The organism is Campylobacter concisus, assembly GCF_002092845.1.
Taxonomy (GTDB): Bacteria; Campylobacterota; Campylobacteria; order Campylobacterales; family Campylobacteraceae; genus Campylobacter_A; species Campylobacter_A concisus_AQ.
Genome location: NZ_LVXF01000014.1, coordinates 1 through 16,777, shown reverse-complemented (window position 1 = coordinate 16,777; position 16,777 = coordinate 1). Strand labels below are relative to the sequence as shown.

Here is a 16,777-nt window from a genome sequence, read left to right as displayed (position 1 = left end):
TAAATTTACGATAAAAGAAAAATGCTATAAATAATCGTATAGCAAAGTAGCATATAAATTTTTATAGATAAGTTCTATCCCTTAATTATTTTAAGGGATAGAATAGTAAGAGCTCTAAGAGTAAGTCAAAGATTAAAATTTATTTTTTCTAACTTCGTTTACTATCGCCTTAGCCATGTCGTCAACATCAGATGTTACTTCATTTGCTTTATTGACAATTACTACATTCTCTTTTGTAAGTGTGTCTATTTGAGCAACTGATTGATTTATCATATTGATTCCTTCACTTTGCTCTTTTATAGATTCACTCATTTCATTGATTGATTGAGCTAGTACGTTTGTATTTGCTTCGATCTCTGTTAGAGATTTTTGAGTTCTTTCAGCTAGTTTTCTAACCTCATCTGCAACAACCGCAAAGCCTCTACCATGTTCTCCTGCACGTGCTGCCTCGATCGCAGCATTAAGAGCTAGTAAATTTGTTTGATCAGCTATATCTCTAATAATAGTTATGATGTTTTTGATCTCATCACTTTGTCTAATAACATCAGATGTTTTTTGAGATATTGCATTCATTGAGCTTGACATTTGCTCTACTGCGGCAGCAGACTCCTGAAGTGAGTTTGCTTGTACATTTGCGCCTTGAGTTAGTTCTTTCATTGACTGACTTAAAGCCTCAGCCTTTTCTTCTAACACATGAGCTTGATCTAAATTTGCTCTTAACATCTTGGCTATCTCTTCACCAAGAGCGTTTATACCAACCGCCATTTTGCCATCATCTTCAAGCCTTTTAGTAAAGTCTTGTTTTTTAAAGCTTTCTAGTAGATTTAACACATCATCGCCATTTTCCGCAATAGCATGTTTAAGTGCGATTTGTAAGTCTTTGAAAGTTTGTTTTAGCTGGCTAAGTGCAGGATTTGAAGTATCTGCGTTAAGCTGAGCTACGTAGTTACCTTTGCCGATTTGATTTACAAAAGTATTTGCTTCTTTAATGAAATTATTTTGTTCAGATAAATTTGCCTCGATTTGTTTGATATTCTCATTTATCAGTGCACTCATCTGTCCGATCTCGTCGCTACCACTACGATCTAAAAATTCAGCCTTATTAGATTTATAATTTAAGAAGTCAAAAAATCTAACTAAGCCATTTTTAGTCTGATCTATACCAGAGATCAGGTTTTTACCTATTAATGTAGATACTAGCAACATAAGCAAAATACAAATCGCAATCACAATAGAACTTATAATAAGTTCGGTATTTGCATCACCCTTAATACGTCTTGCATCTTTTTGCATATTATCAAGTAGTTTAAGTTCAAGCTCTCTCATCGCATCTATTGAAATGCTTATCTTTGAAAACCAACTTGCTGCATCATAAGATACATCTTCAGTGGCAACTACATTTTTAATAATATTCATCGCATCTATAAAATCAGCCTTTTTTCTAGCGATAGCATCAAATTCGTCACTAAATTCTTTTGGGTTGTAATCGTCAAAATCCTGCATAAATTTATTTATAACGCTATTTAGTGCAACTACTTTATTGTAGTCCTCTTTGCTTATGCTCTTTTTAGTAAAAACCCCATTTAAAGTAGCACGCAAAATACCAAAAGACTCTTTTATCTCACCAACAATAATGATACGCTTTAGATCATCTACCAAGCTAGGCTCGAGCTTATCACTATATCCATTTATAGCAATAACCTCTTTTCTTAAAATTTTTGTTATACGGCTAATTAGATCATTGCCACTTTTTTGATCTACATTTGAGCGGATACTATTTATCTCTGAAGCTATTTCATTTTTCTCCTCAAGCTTATCAAGTGCAGCATCTACTTTTTTACGCTGCTCTAATAAATTTTTATTATCCCCTCCTGCTAACACACCTGAGCTAAATCCGCGTTCTTTTTGCATCTCATGGATAAAATTATTTTGATTTATTATTGTATCCACGATTTTCTCACTAAACTCTGCTTTTGAGCGAGTTTTTAAGATACCATTTAGCATGTATGCACTCATGATACCAAGGCCAATAAGACTGACGATAACTATCGCCATAATCTTAGATTTAATACCTAGATTATTCATTTTCTCTCCTTTTGGTTTTTCTTAAATATCTGCTTCAAAAAATAAAGTCATACGACTTTAATACTTAAAATTTATCAACCAAAAAATGCTTTTGGTTGTTTTTATAAAAAATATTGATTAGTCTATTTATGTAAAATTTTATTTTATATTTGACTTTACTAAATAGTAGGAATTTTTTCTCTTTATCTATGCTAGTGTAGAATTTTTTAACAAAATTGTGATACATGCAAATAGAAAATAGCACATTTAAAATAAATGCCGTTCTCATCCTGAGAAGCTTCATTTTTTCTCCTTGAAAATAATTAAGTCATTTTATTAATTTTACTTTTAAAAGATGTTAAATTTTAAAAATTAGAAAAAAGTGAGTTTTTGCAGAGAATTCCTGTTTCTCTGCAAATTTTGTATTTAGATTTATTTCTTTAATCCATATTTATCTAGCATTTTGTCAAATTCGCCAGATTTTTGTAGCTCATCGATCGCTGCATCTATCTTCTTGATAAGCTCAGTATGTTTGCCTTTATCAAACGCCATTGCAAATCCTTCCGTGCCATCAGGAACTCTTAAAAATTCTTCCAAATCTGGATTTTGTTTTAAATATTCAACCCCTATCGGACTATCAGTTAGCACAACGTCGATTTTGCCAGCGTTTAGTGACATGATAGCAGCTGCTACATTTTCAGCAGGTATCGATTTAGTGGTTATGCTTTTGGCTGCTTCTTCTTGAAGTGTGCCAACTTGAGCTGAAATTTTCTTATCCTTAAGGTTGTCTTTATTTACATCTGAGCCTTTTTTGCGGATAAATAAATTCTCTGAAAAATAATATGGCTTAGTGAAATCAACCGATTTTCTTCTCTCATCAGTTGCACTCATTCCGCTTATGGCAATATCAATTTTACCTGTTTTTAATGCTGATATCAGTCCATCAAAGCTCATATTTGCAACATCAAATTTTATTCCAGTTTTTTTGGTGATCTCATTTAATAAATCTATCTCAAAGCCAACAATTTTATTGTTTTCATCAAGATATTCAAAAGGTGGATAATCAGCGCTCGAGCCAACTTTATAAACTACATTTTTACTAGCTTCTTCGGCATTATTTACTGAATTTTTTTTATTAGCATCATCGCCACAACCTAGTAAAAATAAAACCAAGCTTGCCATCAAAAATTTTAAAATTTTACTCATTTTCTACTCCTTTAATGATTTAAAATTTTGCCTAAAAACTCTTTTAAACGCTCATGTTGTGGATTTGTAAAAACATTTTTTGGTGTGTCATCAACTGCGATTTTGCCTTTATCCATAAAGAAAATTCTATTTGCCACGTTTCTCGCAAAGCCCATCTCATGGGTCACCACAAGCATCGTTATACCCCTTGCGGCAACATCTTTCATGATATCAAGCACCTCTCCGATCATCTCAGGATCAAGCGCACTTGTCGGCTCATCAAAAAGTATCACTTCTGGCTCCATCGCTAGGCTTCTAGCGATCGCGATACGTTGCTTCTGTCCGCCTGAAAGCTTATGCGGATAGGCAAATTTCTTATCACTTAGCCCAACACTTTTTAGCAACTCATCAGCTCTTTTTTCTGCACTTGCTTTATCTAAAATTCCCGCTTTTATCGGGGCTAGAGTTAAATTTTGCAAGACATTTTTATTTGCAAAAAGATTAAAGTGCTGAAAAACCATGCTCACTTTTTGGCGAATTTTATTTATGTCTGATTTTTTATCTAAAATATCTTCACCATTTATCTTTATGTGCCCGCTATCTGGCTCCTCAAGGCGGTTTATACAACGTAAAAACGTACTTTTACCGCCACCACTTGGACCAATTATCGCTATAACTTCACCCTTTTTTATATCTACGCTAATATCATTTAAAACTCGCAAATCGCCATAACTTTTGTTTAAATTTTTAATCTCAATCATGGCGGTTTAATCTCCTCTCAAGTAGTTTTGTCAAAAGTGTAAAAAATTTAACACTTACATAATAGACAATGCCTGTAAAAATGACTGGCTCTGGACTATAAAAGACCGCTTGCAAGCTCTTACTTTGCATCGTGATATCAACTACACTTATATAGCCCACGACTGATGTCTCTTTAAATAACGATATAAACTCATTCGCAAGAGCTGGTAAGATATTTTTAGTAGCTTGCGGAAAGACTATCTCGCGCATCGAAACGTAGTAGTTTAGTCCCATCGCACGAGCCGCTTCCATTTGCCCTTTATCCACGCTGTTTATGCCACTTCGCACGATCTCGGCCACATAAGCAGAGCTATTTAGTCCAAGTGCGATGAGAGCTACATAAAAATTATCACTCCATGTTGCAAAAATGACAACTGAAAAAATAAGAAGTTGAAGTATTACAGGTGTTCCACGTAAGATATCGATATACTCATCAATTATAAAGTTTAAGACTTTAATATTTAAAAATTTAATAAACGCCAAGGTAAATCCAAGCGTTATGCCTATGGCAATACCACCTATCGTTAGTCCTAAAGTCACTCCATAACTTTTGATATAAGCGATCTCTTGAGCCTCACTAAGATCTCTTGGATAGAAAAAATATGCTCCAAGTGAGACGATTATTATAAAAAATAGAAATTTAGCTAAATTTTGAGCCTTCAACTTCGTCCTTCTCTTTAAAATATGGCTTTAAATAATACGAAAAAATTTATATCATTTTGCTTAAAAGCGTTTAAGGATCGGCGCTGAATGTTGTAATTTAAAAAAATTTATATTAACATAAGCCATTTATCTTAATTTGAAAGGAAATTTATGAGCTTTGGGTCTTATTTAGCCATCGCCATCTATTTTGGCTTTTTGCTCTTTATCGGACGATATTTCTACGATAGAAATGCAAGTATGAACGAGTATCTGCTAGATAACCGTCGAATGGGTCCAGTAGTTACTGCACTTAGTGCTGGTGCTTCTGATATGAGTGGTTGGATGCTACTTGGCGTGCCCGGAGCCTTATACGCAACTGGTATAGCAAATGTGTGGATGATAATCGGTCTTATCATTGGAGCTTACTGCAACTATCTATTTTTAGCAAAGAGGCTTAGAATTTATACTGAAGTTGCGAGTGATAGCATCACAATACCAGACTTTTTAGAAAATCGCTTTAAAGATAGGACTAAAATTTTAAGAATCATCTCTGGTCTTATCATTTTAATCTTTTTCACGCTTTATGTAAGTAGCGGCATCATCGCTGGCGGAAAGACGTTTGAGAGCTTTTTTGGTTTAAAATTTGCCTACGGAGCGGTCTTTACACTTGTTATCGTGGTCTTTTACACATTTTTTGGTGGATTTAAAGCAGTTAGTATAACTGACGCATTTCAGGGGCTTTTGATGTTTTGTGTCCTAGTCTCGATCCCAGTCGTAGCATATCTAAATTTAGACTTGCCAAGTGATACAAATTTACTAAAAGAGATAAGCAAGCTTGATGCAAATCACCTAAACCCATTTAGAGATCAAACTTTTTGGGGAATTTTAGGACTTATGGCTTGGGGATTTGGCTATTTTGGTCAGCCACACATCATTGTTAGATTTATGGCGATACGCGACTCAAAAGAGCTTGCTAAAGCAAGAAGGATCGGCATTGGCTGGATGACGATCGGCCTACTAGGTGCGATTATGAGCGGACTTATCGGCTTTGTCTACTTTAGTCAAAGAGGCGGTCTTAGTGATCCTGAAACGGTGTTTTTAAAGCTTGGTGAGCTACTTTTCCCACCATTTTTTATAGGCATTATCATCTCAGCTGTGCTTTCAGCGATAATGAGTACCATCTCAAGTCAGCTTTTAGTTACATCTAGCTCGGTAACAAAGGACTTTATCTTTGCATTCTATAAAAAAGAGATTAGTCAAAATACACAAACAGCGATCAGTCGCTATGCTGTCGTAGTAGTAGCCATAGTTGCTACTGTACTTGCTTTTATCTCAACAGATAATGTTCTAAATGTCGTTGGCAACGCTTGGGCAGGATTTGGTGCGAGCTTTGGACCAGTGCTGCTTTTTAGCCTTTACTGGAAGCGCATGAGTGCACTTGGAGCATTAGCTGGTATGATAGCTGGAGGCGCAACCGTAATATTTTGGATCACTTCAGGGCTAAACGCTTATGTTTATGAAATTTTACCTGGCATCATAGCTTCTTGTATAGCGATCATTAGCGTAAGTATCTGGGGAGATGCGATAAATAAAATGACGAGCGAACCTCACGAGCAAGTCATAAAAGATGAATTTGAAAAGATGAAAACAAGGCTTTAAGCCTTATCTTATAAGAAATTCCTAGTATCTTGTGCTAGGAATTTCTGCTAATTCCTTCTTAAAATTTTAATCCCTTTTTTAGTTTTCTTATCAAAAATCTAGCTGGATGAAGTTCATGAAATAGCGATCTTTCTATGCAAAGTGGGCGATCAAGCACAAGATCGGCTATCAAATTTGCTCCAAGTATCGCTGTGCAAAGACCTCGCGAGCCGTGAGCAAAATTTACAAAGATATTTTTTTCGTAGCTTGCTTTTGGATTGTTATCTTTATTTTTGCTCCAAAATAGCCCTTTGTAGTTTTGCTTATAAAATTCTTCGTCATGCAAAGCGCCAATTATCGGAAACCTGTCTCCACTATAACTTCGGTAGCCTACTTTTGTACCGATAATTGTTGCTTTTTTGATGTCAAAAAACTCGCTTACATCGCTTAAATTTTTAGCGTTATCCTCAACTTTAGCCGTATCGCAAATTTCATTTCTGGCATAAGTAGCGCCGATAACTTGCACACCTTTGACGGCTGGGCAGATGTAGCCTTTTGCGCTTAGCGGCATGGCATTTTTTAGCACTGGTTTTAGGTGCGTGACTTGGCCTCGGACACTGCTTATTTGCATGTCGTAGTCCTTAAAAATTTCACTGCTCTTACTGCCAGTGCAAAAGACCAAGATGTCAGCCTCCAAGCTTTTGCCGTTTTTAAATTTAACGCTTATCTTGCCATTTTGAAGGTACTCTCTGCTCTCGTACTCATGGTTAAATAAAATTTCAAAGTTACTTGATAGAAATTTACAAATTTCTCTTGGCCTAGCATAAGCCGCCTCTTTTATAAATATCCCAGGGTATGGCTTTAAACTCTCGTCAAATTTAAAAATATCCTCTACCCCTTGAGTTTGCCACGAGCCATATCTTTTAGTGAGCTCATCGTCAAATGCGTAGTCGATGCAGCCATTAAATTTGATAAGGCTTTTTGGCAAAGTTGCCTTGTAAAATCTCACTGCTTGCAAAAATGCGTTTAAGTGCATGCGGCCTAAATTTACCCTGGGCTTTGTAACTAGTGGCATCAAAGCACCACAGTGATTACCTGAGCCATTTGTAGCCACTTCGCCATTTGCCTCGGCGATCACAACCTTAAAGCCATTTTTGGCTAGCTCACCAGCTGTTGCAAGTCCAGCCACGCCAGCTCCTATGATAAGCGCTGTTTTGCCATTTGCACTAGTAACTGGTTCGCATCTCGCAAACCAAGCATCCTTTAAATTTTCATCCTTTTTCTCTAGCACGGCGCTACTCATCTGTCGTTTTCTAGCATAACCCTCTTTTAGGCTTAGCAAAAAGCCAGCGCCCTTTAGCCCGTCTTTTACTATTTTTGCACACGAGTAGGTTCTAGCAATCGTGCCAACCTTGCTTAGTCTTGCGATCTGTCTAAAAATTTCTTCGCTCCAGATCGAGCCATTTTTGCTTGGGGCAAAGCCGTCTAAAAACCAGATATCAGCGCTAAAATCAAGCTCAGGCAAAATTTGATCTGCCTCGCCGTAGCAAAGATCAAGGGTGATATTTGGCGCGAAATTTATGCGGTGTATGCCAGAAATTAACGGTGGATAGAGCGAAACCAGCTTTCTAGCATAAGCTTTAAAAATGCCTAAATTTTCATAAATTTTTAAAAGATCATCTTTTTTAATAGGGCTTTTTTCGATGCTAACGAAGTGAAGTTTTTTAGAGCTATTTTTAAATTTCTTACAAAGTGTGAAGAAATTTAGCCCGGCACCAAATCCTGTCTCAGCGATGATGAAGCTATCTTTGCTCTGCCAAATTTCATCAAGCGCGCTTGCAAAGACAAATTCACTCTCAAGCCAAGGTTTGTCGGTATTGAAATATATATCGCCAAACTCCTCGTTAAATGGAATTTGTCCTTTAAAGCTTAAATTTGCATTTTTCATCTATTTTTTGCAAAATATCCGTCAATGCCGTTTGCAATACCATTTGCAAGAGCGTTTTGATAGGCATCATTAAAGAGCTTTTCACCCTCGACTGGATGCGTGATATAGCCGATCTCAACAAGAACTGCTGGCATAAGAGCGCCTACGAGTACCCAAAACGGCGCCTCTCTTACACTGCCGTCACTTGCAGCATAGACCTTTCTAGCACTTGCTAAAATTTCTTTTTGGATATCGATGCCAAGCTTGTTTGAGGCGATGATCTTCTCGCGGTTTAGCACGTTTAGAAACGTCTGCTGCGAAAAGTAGTTCATCTCTTCGATATCTGATTTGTTCTCAAGCGCGGCTGCGTTTTTACTACGTTCGCTTCTTGCAGGCGATAAGAAAAATGTCTCGATGCCGTGCATGCTCTTTGCCTTTGTGGCATTTGGAGCGGCATTTGCGTGAATGGAAACAAATAGATCAGCCATCTTATCGTTTGCAAATTTTGTTCTTGTTCTTAAATTTATAAAAACATCGGTTGACCTGGTAAAATAGACCTTGTAACCACGCGCTTTTAGTATGTCGCCAAGCTTTTTGGCTACACCTAAAACCGCAGTTTTTTCCTGAAGCTTGCCATTTACTGCACCTGGATCAGTGCCGCCATGGCCTGGATCGATGACGATCGTTTTGTTGCGTGAAAATTTACCAGTCACAACTGGTGGCAAAGGTGCCGCCACTGGCTCACTTTGTGTAGACTGTGGCTTTAAATTTGGCTCAGGCTCTTTGTGTGGCACTTCTTCATTTTTGTTTTTAGTTTTATGAAGTGGTGTTTTTACATTTTCGTTTGAGATAAAATTTTGAGCGCTGATTACAAGCAGATCGCCTGTTGCATTTGCTTTTATAGTCTTTTGGGCCTTATCAGAAAAAATAACTCTAACAGTATTTTTATCATACTGCGAGATATGAATGTAATCAGATATGAAATTTTTATAAGTTAACGGATTACCATTTAATCTACCATCGATATCCATAATGTTTTTATATGTATTTTGCTGCTTCAAAAAGGATGTTTTTAGTTTTGCGGTATCAATTTTTGTATTAAACTTAAGCACTAAAGTGTCATTTACCTTGGTTGCACTAAGCAGCGTCAAAGCAGCATTACTAGGCATGCTAGCGTTCTTTACACCATTTAATGCATTTAGATCTTTTATATACCCACTTGAGTCAAAACCAAGCGATTTCGAGCTGGTTATGAGTCTTGTGAGTGCTTGTTTTTTTATATTTTTGTCATTTTTGATGATAGCGTCGACATAAATATCTTTTATATCGTTGTGAAATTTAATCTTTGCACTTCTGCTTGAGCTAGCAAAATTTTTATCAAATTTTGCAAATATCTCAGAATTTGTCGCAGCAAAAAGAAAATTACAAACAATAAAAAAGAGGATTATCGCTCGTTTCATTCACCATGTACCAGCTTGTGCATTAGCTCTTTTACGCTTATTAGCTCTTTTAGCTTATATCCGTTTGCTCCCGTGAAAAATAACCCAGTCTCTTTTTTACCGCTAAATGAGTCAAACAGCCTATCAGCGATGCAATATCCAACCTCTTTAGCCCCTTTGCCCCTTTGGCAAGGGCTCACGCAGTTGCTTATACACTGGATCTTTGGTCCCATCCTTTTTTCTACCAAATTTATCAAATTTGTTCTAATCCCACGAGCCGGATAGCCAACTGGACTTTTTATAAGCTCTATGTCCTTTTCCTCGGCTGCTAGTATCACTTCTTTAAAGCCAATATCTGCGTCACACTCATGAGTGCCGATGAAGCGTGTACCCATTTGAACGCCATCTGCGCCTAGTGATATTGCCTTTTCTATGTCGTTTTTATCCCAAATTCCACCGGCTGCGATGAGCGGAAAATCGCCCCACTCTTTTACCTCAGCTTTTACTTGTGGGATTAGATTAAATAGCGAAAACTCAGGATCAAGGCACTGCTCGTAAGTAAAGCCCTGATGCCCGCCGCTTAGTGGCCCCTCAAGCACGACAGCATCTGGTAAGCGGTCATATCTTTGTAGCCAACGTTTACAGATGATCTTTAGTGCTTTTGCACTTGAGATAATAGGAACTAGTGCAACCTCTTTAAAATTTTGTGTAAATTCTGGCAAATTCGTAGGTAGTCCAGCACCTGATACGATAATGTTTATACCGGCTTCACAAGCGTCTTTTACCACTCTTGCGTAATCATTTGCAGCGTACATTATATTTACGCCAAGCGGCAGGTCTCCACAAATTTTTCGTGCATTCTCAATAATTGCTCTAAGACCTCTTGTTGAGTAGAAATTCTCACTTCCAAAAGGCTTTGCATTTAGCTCTTTATTTATAAATTTACGATTTTCATAATATCCTGTGCCAACTGAGCTGATTATCCCAAGGCCGCCTTCTAGGCTGACATTGCCAGCTAGCTTGTCCCAGCTAATGCCAAGTCCCATACCGCCTTGAAATATCGGATACTTTATCTCATATTTTCCTATTTTTAATGGCTTTAACTCCATCTATTCAACCTTTACTTTTGCAAATTTACGCTTACCGACTTGCAAGATATATTCACCTGCTTCTAATTTTAACTGCTCATCACTGATCTTTTCTTGATTAATGCTAACCGCATTTGCCTTTATGTCGCGTCTTGCTTGAGAATTTGACTCACTTAGCTCACACTGCGATAAAGCTTCCACGATCCAAACTGGTGCTTTTAGGCTAAATTCTTTTATATCAGTTGGGAGCTGATTTTGAGAGTGCACGCTATTAAACTCAGCCATCGCAGCCTTTGCAGCCTCCTCGCCGTGATACCTTGCTGTTATCTCGTACGCAAGGTCCTCTTTTGCCTTTTTTGGATGATACTTGCCGTTTTTTACATCGTTCATTAAATTTTCTATCTCGCCAAGGCTTTTTGTACTTAAAAGCTCGTACCAACGCCACATTAGCTCATCGCTTATACTAAGCGTTTTTGCAAACATATCATTTGCATTTTCGGTTACACCGATGTAGTTTCCAAGACTTTTGCTCATCTTATTTACACCATCAAGCCCTTCAAGAAGAGGCATCATGATTACAGCTTGCTCTTTGCCAACATTATATGTTCGCTGTAAGGTTCTACCCATTAGAAGGTTAAATTTCTGATCCGTACCGCCCATCTCGATGTCGCACTTCATCGCAACGCTATCATAACCTTGAAGAAGTGGATACATAAATTCACAAATTGAAATTGGACTGCCAGCTTTTATCCTTTTTTCAAAGTCGTCGCGCTCTAGCATTCTAGCGACTGAAAATGTGCTAGTTAGCTCTATCATTCCAGCAGCTCCAAGCTCATTTGACCATTTTGAGTTAAACATGATCACGGTCTTTTTTGGATCTAAAATTTTAAAAACTTGCTCTTCATAAGTTTTGGCATTTTTTAAAACTGTCTCTTGATCTAGCTTTTTTCTAGTTACTGATTTACCGGTTGGATCGCCTATTTGAGCAGTGAAGTCGCCTATTAAAAACTGCACGATCGCACCATGCTTTTGAAGAAGTGCCATCTTGTTTAAAACGACTGTGTGTCCTAAGTGAAGGTCTGGAGCGGTTGGATCAAAGCCAGCCTTTACATAGAAATTTTCACCTTTTTCATAATAGTTTTTTATTAAATTCTCAACTCTTTCAAAGTCAATAATCTCGGCAACACCGCGTTTTATCTCTTGTAAAATTTCAGCTATATCTTGCATTATCTTTCTCCTAGTTATGGTATGGATCGCTTTGCGAAACGAAATCTATAATCTTATATCTATCTTTGATCTTCTCTCTTAGCTCGTTTGCATCGATATTTTCGGCTATCTCAACACTTATCTCAAATGTGTCACCGCTAAGGTCATTTGCTTCGTTTAGCGAGATTGTAGCCAAATTTACATCTAGTCTAGCAAGATATGTTAAAAATTCAGCCAACGCACCTTTTCGGTTCTCTAGATTTAATAAAATTTTATATCTATGTGGGGCATTTCTAGTCCATTTGACAAAGATGATCTCATTGCCCTTATCCATAAGTTTCCCGGCACGCTCACAAAGCTTGTGATGCACTGTCACATTGTGCCCATTTTTAAAGCCAACTATGCTATCGCCTCTTTTTGGGTTACAACAATAGTCAAACTCGACATTTGAAATTTTATGATTTGAATAGATTACGATATTTTCAAATTTCTGCTTTTTAACCTGATATTTATCGCCCAAAGAGATCATAAAAGGACGCTCTTTTTTTATATACTTTTTAAGCATATTTACGACCTCTTGCAAAAAATCGCTTTCAGTTGCGGCACGAAAGACTTTTTTACCTAAATTTTCATGCTCTATCCAGTCTAAAATTCTATCTTTAGAAACGCCAAAAACTGACTTTAAAATATCAACTGCGATTTTATAATTTATATCTTTTATCTTTTGCTTGCAGTATGTTCTTATCGTAGCCCTTGCTTTACCAGTTCGAACGCTATTTATCCACGAACAGCGAAATTTTGCCTCTTCACCAGTTACGATCCTTACAATATCGCCGTTTTTTAGCTCTGTCAAAAGTGGCATCCTAACGCGATTTATATAAGCTTCTTTTGCGTAAAGTCCGATCTCTGTGTGAATCTCATAAGCATAATCAAGTGCAGTGGCCCCGCGCGGAAGCGTAAAAACCTCGCCTTTTGGCGAATAGACCGCAATATCTTCTATATAAAGACTATCTTTTGCATATTCATAAAGCTCTTCGACGTTACTTTCGGCCTCATTGTTTTGCATACCAATGTCGTTTAGCCAGTCAAGTTTTGGATTTAGTAAACTGCCCTCGCCATTTTTGTATTTCCAGTGAGCTGCGACACCGTATTCGGCGGTTTTGTGCATATCGTAAGTACGAACTTGTGCCTCAAAAATACTCTTATTATCAAAAATAGTTGTATGTATCGTTTGATAGCCATTTTGCTTTGGAAGTGCAATATAATCCTTAAATCTCGAAATAAGAGGATTAAAATTTATATGCAAATTTCCAAGCGCAAGATAGCAATCAAGCGGTTTTTGCACAAGAATTCTAATAGCAAGCAAATCAAGCACCTCTTCAATCGAAATACCTTTTCTTTGCATTTTTAAATAAATCGAATAGTAATGCTTTATACGTTTTTGAATCTCGAAAGTGCCCTCAATAAAGCCATTTTCAAGCAAAATTTGATTTACTTTCTCGTAAAAAGCATTTAGCTTAAGGCTAAGCTGCTGTTTATTTTTATTTAAAAAGCTATCGATCTTGGCGTATTCTTCTGGCATCGCATATTTAAAGCTTAGATCTTCAAGTATATTTTTAATCGATGAAATTCCAAGCCTATGAGCGATCGGAGCATAGACCATAAGCGTCTCTTCAGCAATACGTTTTTGTTTTTCTACTTTTAATGCATCAAGGGTTAGCATATTATGAAGTCTATCACAAAGCTTAACCACAAGAACTCTAACATCTTCAATGGAGATTAAAAGCATTTTTCTAAAAGTGAGCGCCGAACTTGCTAGTTTTTCGTTACTACTTGAGCTTGCAAGCTTGTTTTCTCTTATAGCAACTATCTTTGTAAGCCCCTCAACCAGCTTTGCCACTTCATCGCCAAATTCAGCCTGGACTTCACTAAGCGTAACTTCAGTATCTTCAACTACATCGTGAAGTAGTGCAGCTATGACCATGCTCTCATCTCCACCCATATTTGCTACTATTGATGCTACCAATATAGGATGGATTGCGTATGGCTCGCCACTTTTGCGATATTGACCAGCATGAGATGTGACACAGCTATCTATAGCTTTATCTAATTTCTCGCTTCGTTCGCAAAGAGAAAAGAGCAGCGTTATAGCTTCTGAAACATTTTTACAAGGTAAAATTTGTTCTATTAGCTGCTCTAAAAAAAGACTATTTTCCTTCAACTATTGCCTCTAAGCCTATTTTGCCCTCAGCTACTTCAAGTAGCGCAATGTCAGCAAATTTCATCTTTGAAGTATCAGCATTAACAAGAGTTTGAGCTCCGTTTGCCAGTGCTTCTGCGCGCTTTGCTACGATAAGTGAAAGTTTATATCTATCATCACCAACTTGCTTTAACGCTCTTGCTGTTATTTGTTCTGTTCTCATATTTATCCTTTTTAAAATTTATTTTACTACTGAGTATAGGGCTGCTTCTTCTTCATTTATTATTTTTAATAAATTTCCAGCCTTAAACATGTTACAAACCAAAATCGGCAGTGAGTTATCTTTTGCTAAAGCTATGGCAGTATCGTCCATAACCTTGATATCATCGCTCATTGCCTTTTCATAGTTTAGTGATTTTAATAGTTTTGCATCTTTGAATTTTTTAGGGTCTTTGTCATAAACGCCATCAACCTTTGTAGCTTTTATGATCATATCTGAGCCGATCTCAATAGCTCTTAAAGTTGCTGCTGTATCAGTTGTAAAGAAAGGATTGCCAGTACCTGCGGCAAATATAACAACTCTGCCTTTTTCCAAATGGCGCTGCGCACGTCCAACGATGAAAGTCTCACAGATCGCTTCCATTTTGATTGCACTTTGCACTCTCACCTCTAGCCCACTTCGCTCTAAAGCTTCACGCATCGCGATTGAGTTGATAACAGTTGCTAGCATGCCCATGTGATCGCCACTTGTTCGTTTGATGATACCATCTTTTGCGGCACTCACACCGCGTATAATGTTGCCACCACCGATAACGATGCCAACCTCGATACCATTTTCGACAAGCTCTTTTATCTCATTTGCTATAAATTTAAGCACCGCCGTATCTATGCCAAAACCATTCTCTCCCGCTAAAGCTTCGCCTGAAAATTTAACCAATACGCGTTTTCTTTTACTCATTGTCTTGCTCCTTAAAATTCACGCATTCTAGCCAAAAAGGCTTTAAATTTAGTTAATAGTACTTGCAAAGCGGCTATTTTGAGATCATCTCAAGTGGATCGATGTGGTAGTTTCTTTGCGTCACTTCAAAGGTTAGATCGTTTCTAACTCGGCCTATAACGTAGCCTTTTTGCACGACTGAGCCTACCTTAACCGTCGGTGCGATCTGACTTAGGTGAGCGTAGATCGTGTGGATGCCATTTTCGTTTTCTATAATGACTACATTTTCAAGCATCGGAGTTACTTTTGCAAAGACCACTTTGCCATTTAGCACGCTTTTGACCTTGGCATCTGGCGTGGTTGAGCGAAGTGTGACTGACTCGTTAAAAATTTTGATGTTATATATTGGATCTACATAGTTACCAAATTTTTGCTTTACAGTGTAGCTATCAAGAGGAGCGATTGTCTTTGCACCTGAATATTTTTTGACTGAGCTTGTCTGATAGCCTCCACTCATTGGCTGGCTTTTTTCGCCTTTTTTACCACTCTTACTGGCTACTTTTTCTTGTTTTTCTCTAGCAGCACGTGCGGCTTCATCTTCTTGTTTTTGCATGATAGCAAGCTGCTCTAGCGTCTTTCTTAGCTCATCTTGTTGGGCTTGAAGCTTGGCTAGCTTTTTGCTGTAAATTTCTTTATCACGCTTTAGTCCGTTTATAGTATTTTTTTGCGTACTTTCTAAATTTTGCAAGTCACTTTGCTTGCGTCTATAGTTTTTGATGCTTGAGTTTATCTCGCTTATTTTGTTTGATTTATTTTTTATCTTCTCGATCGTATCTTCATAGTTCTGGCTAAGTCTTTTAAAATCCTCTTTTGTGATGGTATTTAGCTTGGTTAAAATTTGAGACGAAATGATGCTCTCCTCGCTTTGCTTGCCCTCAGTTGCAGACATCAAAAGATCAAACGAAAGATCTTCTGCGATGATCCTTATCATATTTTGCTCCAGCTCTTTTTGTGTGCGTTCTAGCTCTTTGTTTTGTTTCGTTAGATCATCAAGTTCAATAAGTGCCTTTGAAGCATTTGTTTCAAGGACTGAAATTTGACCCTTTAAATTTGTGATATCGCCACTTATGCCACGAAGTTTTTTCTCGCCATTTACGATATCACCAGCCAAATCATCTAGCTTTTTACTAAGCTGCTCACTCATCGCCTGACTCGATCTTAGCGAGTTTTTGGAGTCTTTGATCTTCTCTTTGGTGTTTGACGCAAAGGCTAAGCTAAAAGCTAGCAAAAATGTAAAAATTCCTTTTCTCATATCGTGCTTTTTCTAGCCTTGCTCATCACCAAACTAACAGCAAAAATGCTTAAAAACATAGCTACGCCAAATAAAATAAAAATATCCCTTGAAGGATCAAGGCTAGGCAAAACTACATCAATACTTGCGGCATTTTCTCTAAAAATTTCAATACTAGGCAAGAAAAAGAAAAATGCACCGACTGCAGTAGTAGCAACTAGGCTATCGACCATGGCTGATTTATAGAGCATGGCTGATTTTAGCCAAAAAGGTGCTCCAAAAAGCGTCATAATCTCAATGCGCTCCCTATGCTCAAACAGCCAAATTTTAGCCTGCTTTAGCATAAGCATAAGCCCAAC

The 16,777-nt window shown here is 37.4% G+C and carries 14 protein-coding genes; 1 reads left to right on the top strand and 13 read right to left on the bottom strand.

The genetic code is table 11. The features are described 5' to 3' along the window. Window positions 1-132: 132 nt before the first annotated feature. The 4 genes from A3854_RS10055 to A3854_RS04745 form a co-directional block, all read right to left on the bottom strand. Window positions 133-2,085, bottom strand: a complete 1,953-nt coding sequence (locus tag A3854_RS10055; protein WP_084041550.1) for a methyl-accepting chemotaxis protein — start codon at window positions 2,083-2,085, stop codon at window positions 133-135. A gap of 411 nt (window positions 2,086-2,496) precedes the next feature. Beyond that, window positions 2,497-3,270, bottom strand: a complete 774-nt coding sequence (locus A3854_RS04755) for a basic amino acid ABC transporter substrate-binding protein (RefSeq protein ID WP_084041548.1) — start codon at window positions 3,268-3,270, stop codon at window positions 2,497-2,499. An 11-nt stretch (window positions 3,271-3,281) separates the two neighbouring features. Continuing rightward, window positions 3,282-4,010 (bottom strand): amino acid ABC transporter ATP-binding protein, encoded by a 729-nt coding sequence (locus tag A3854_RS04750; RefSeq protein WP_072595138.1) that lies wholly within the window; start codon window positions 4,008-4,010, stop codon window positions 3,282-3,284. Continuing rightward, the gene (locus A3854_RS04745; protein ID WP_021091602.1) at window positions 4,003-4,713 is read right to left on the bottom strand and encodes an amino acid ABC transporter permease; all 711 of its coding nucleotides are present in this window, start codon (window positions 4,711-4,713) and stop codon (window positions 4,003-4,005) included. The genes A3854_RS04750 and A3854_RS04745 overlap by 8 nt, the downstream gene beginning before the upstream one ends. A gap of 150 nt (window positions 4,714-4,863) precedes the next feature. Between A3854_RS04745 and putP the strand changes: the two genes are divergently transcribed. Next, window positions 4,864-6,351 carry a sodium/proline symporter PutP gene (gene putP, locus A3854_RS04740; RefSeq protein WP_084041547.1) on the top strand — a complete coding sequence of 496 codons (1,488 nt, stop codon included), beginning with the start codon at window positions 4,864-4,866 and terminating at the stop codon, window positions 6,349-6,351. Between the two features lie 58 nt (window positions 6,352-6,409). Here putP and mnmC read toward each other — a convergent pair whose 3' ends face one another. The 9 genes from mnmC to A3854_RS04695 form a co-directional block, all read right to left on the bottom strand. After that, entirely contained in the window at window positions 6,410-8,278 is a 1,869-nt protein-coding gene (mnmC, locus tag A3854_RS04735; protein ID WP_084041546.1) for a bifunctional tRNA (5-methylaminomethyl-2-thiouridine)(34)-methyltransferase MnmD/FAD-dependent 5-carboxymethylaminomethyl-2-thiouridine(34) oxidoreductase MnmC, read from the bottom strand. Continuing rightward, on the bottom strand, window positions 8,275-9,717 hold the full coding sequence (locus A3854_RS04730) for an N-acetylmuramoyl-L-alanine amidase family protein (protein WP_084041545.1): 1,443 nt from the start codon (window positions 9,715-9,717) through the stop codon (window positions 8,275-8,277). Before A3854_RS04730 ends, mnmC begins: the two co-directional genes overlap by 4 nt. After that, window positions 9,714-10,805 (bottom strand): nitronate monooxygenase, encoded by a 1,092-nt coding sequence (locus tag A3854_RS04725; protein WP_084041544.1) that lies wholly within the window; start codon window positions 10,803-10,805, stop codon window positions 9,714-9,716. Before A3854_RS04725 ends, A3854_RS04730 begins: the two co-directional genes overlap by 4 nt. Beyond that, window positions 10,806-12,011 (bottom strand): tyrosine--tRNA ligase, encoded by a 1,206-nt coding sequence (tyrS, locus tag A3854_RS04720; protein ID WP_084041543.1) that lies wholly within the window; start codon window positions 12,009-12,011, stop codon window positions 10,806-10,808. A 10-nt stretch (window positions 12,012-12,021) separates the two neighbouring features. After that, on the bottom strand, window positions 12,022-14,211 hold the full coding sequence (locus A3854_RS04715; protein WP_084041542.1) for a RelA/SpoT family protein: 2,190 nt from the start codon (window positions 14,209-14,211) through the stop codon (window positions 12,022-12,024). Further along, window positions 14,198-14,413 carry a DNA-directed RNA polymerase subunit omega gene (locus tag A3854_RS04710; protein ID WP_084041541.1) on the bottom strand — a complete coding sequence of 72 codons (216 nt, stop codon included), beginning with the start codon at window positions 14,411-14,413 and terminating at the stop codon, window positions 14,198-14,200. Before A3854_RS04710 ends, A3854_RS04715 begins: the two co-directional genes overlap by 14 nt. Before the next feature lie 18 nt (window positions 14,414-14,431). Beyond that, the gene (pyrH, locus tag A3854_RS04705; RefSeq protein WP_054196984.1) at window positions 14,432-15,148 is read right to left on the bottom strand and encodes a UMP kinase; all 717 of its coding nucleotides are present in this window, start codon (window positions 15,146-15,148) and stop codon (window positions 14,432-14,434) included. A 73-nt stretch (window positions 15,149-15,221) separates the two neighbouring features. Further along, window positions 15,222-16,439 (bottom strand): murein hydrolase activator EnvC family protein, encoded by a 1,218-nt coding sequence (locus tag A3854_RS04700; protein ID WP_072595131.1) that lies wholly within the window; start codon window positions 16,437-16,439, stop codon window positions 15,222-15,224. Next, window positions 16,436-16,777 (bottom strand): FtsX-like permease family protein (locus A3854_RS04695; protein WP_307781507.1); only part of this gene is annotated, 342 nt, incomplete at its 5' end. The genes A3854_RS04700 and A3854_RS04695, both read right to left, overlap by 4 nt.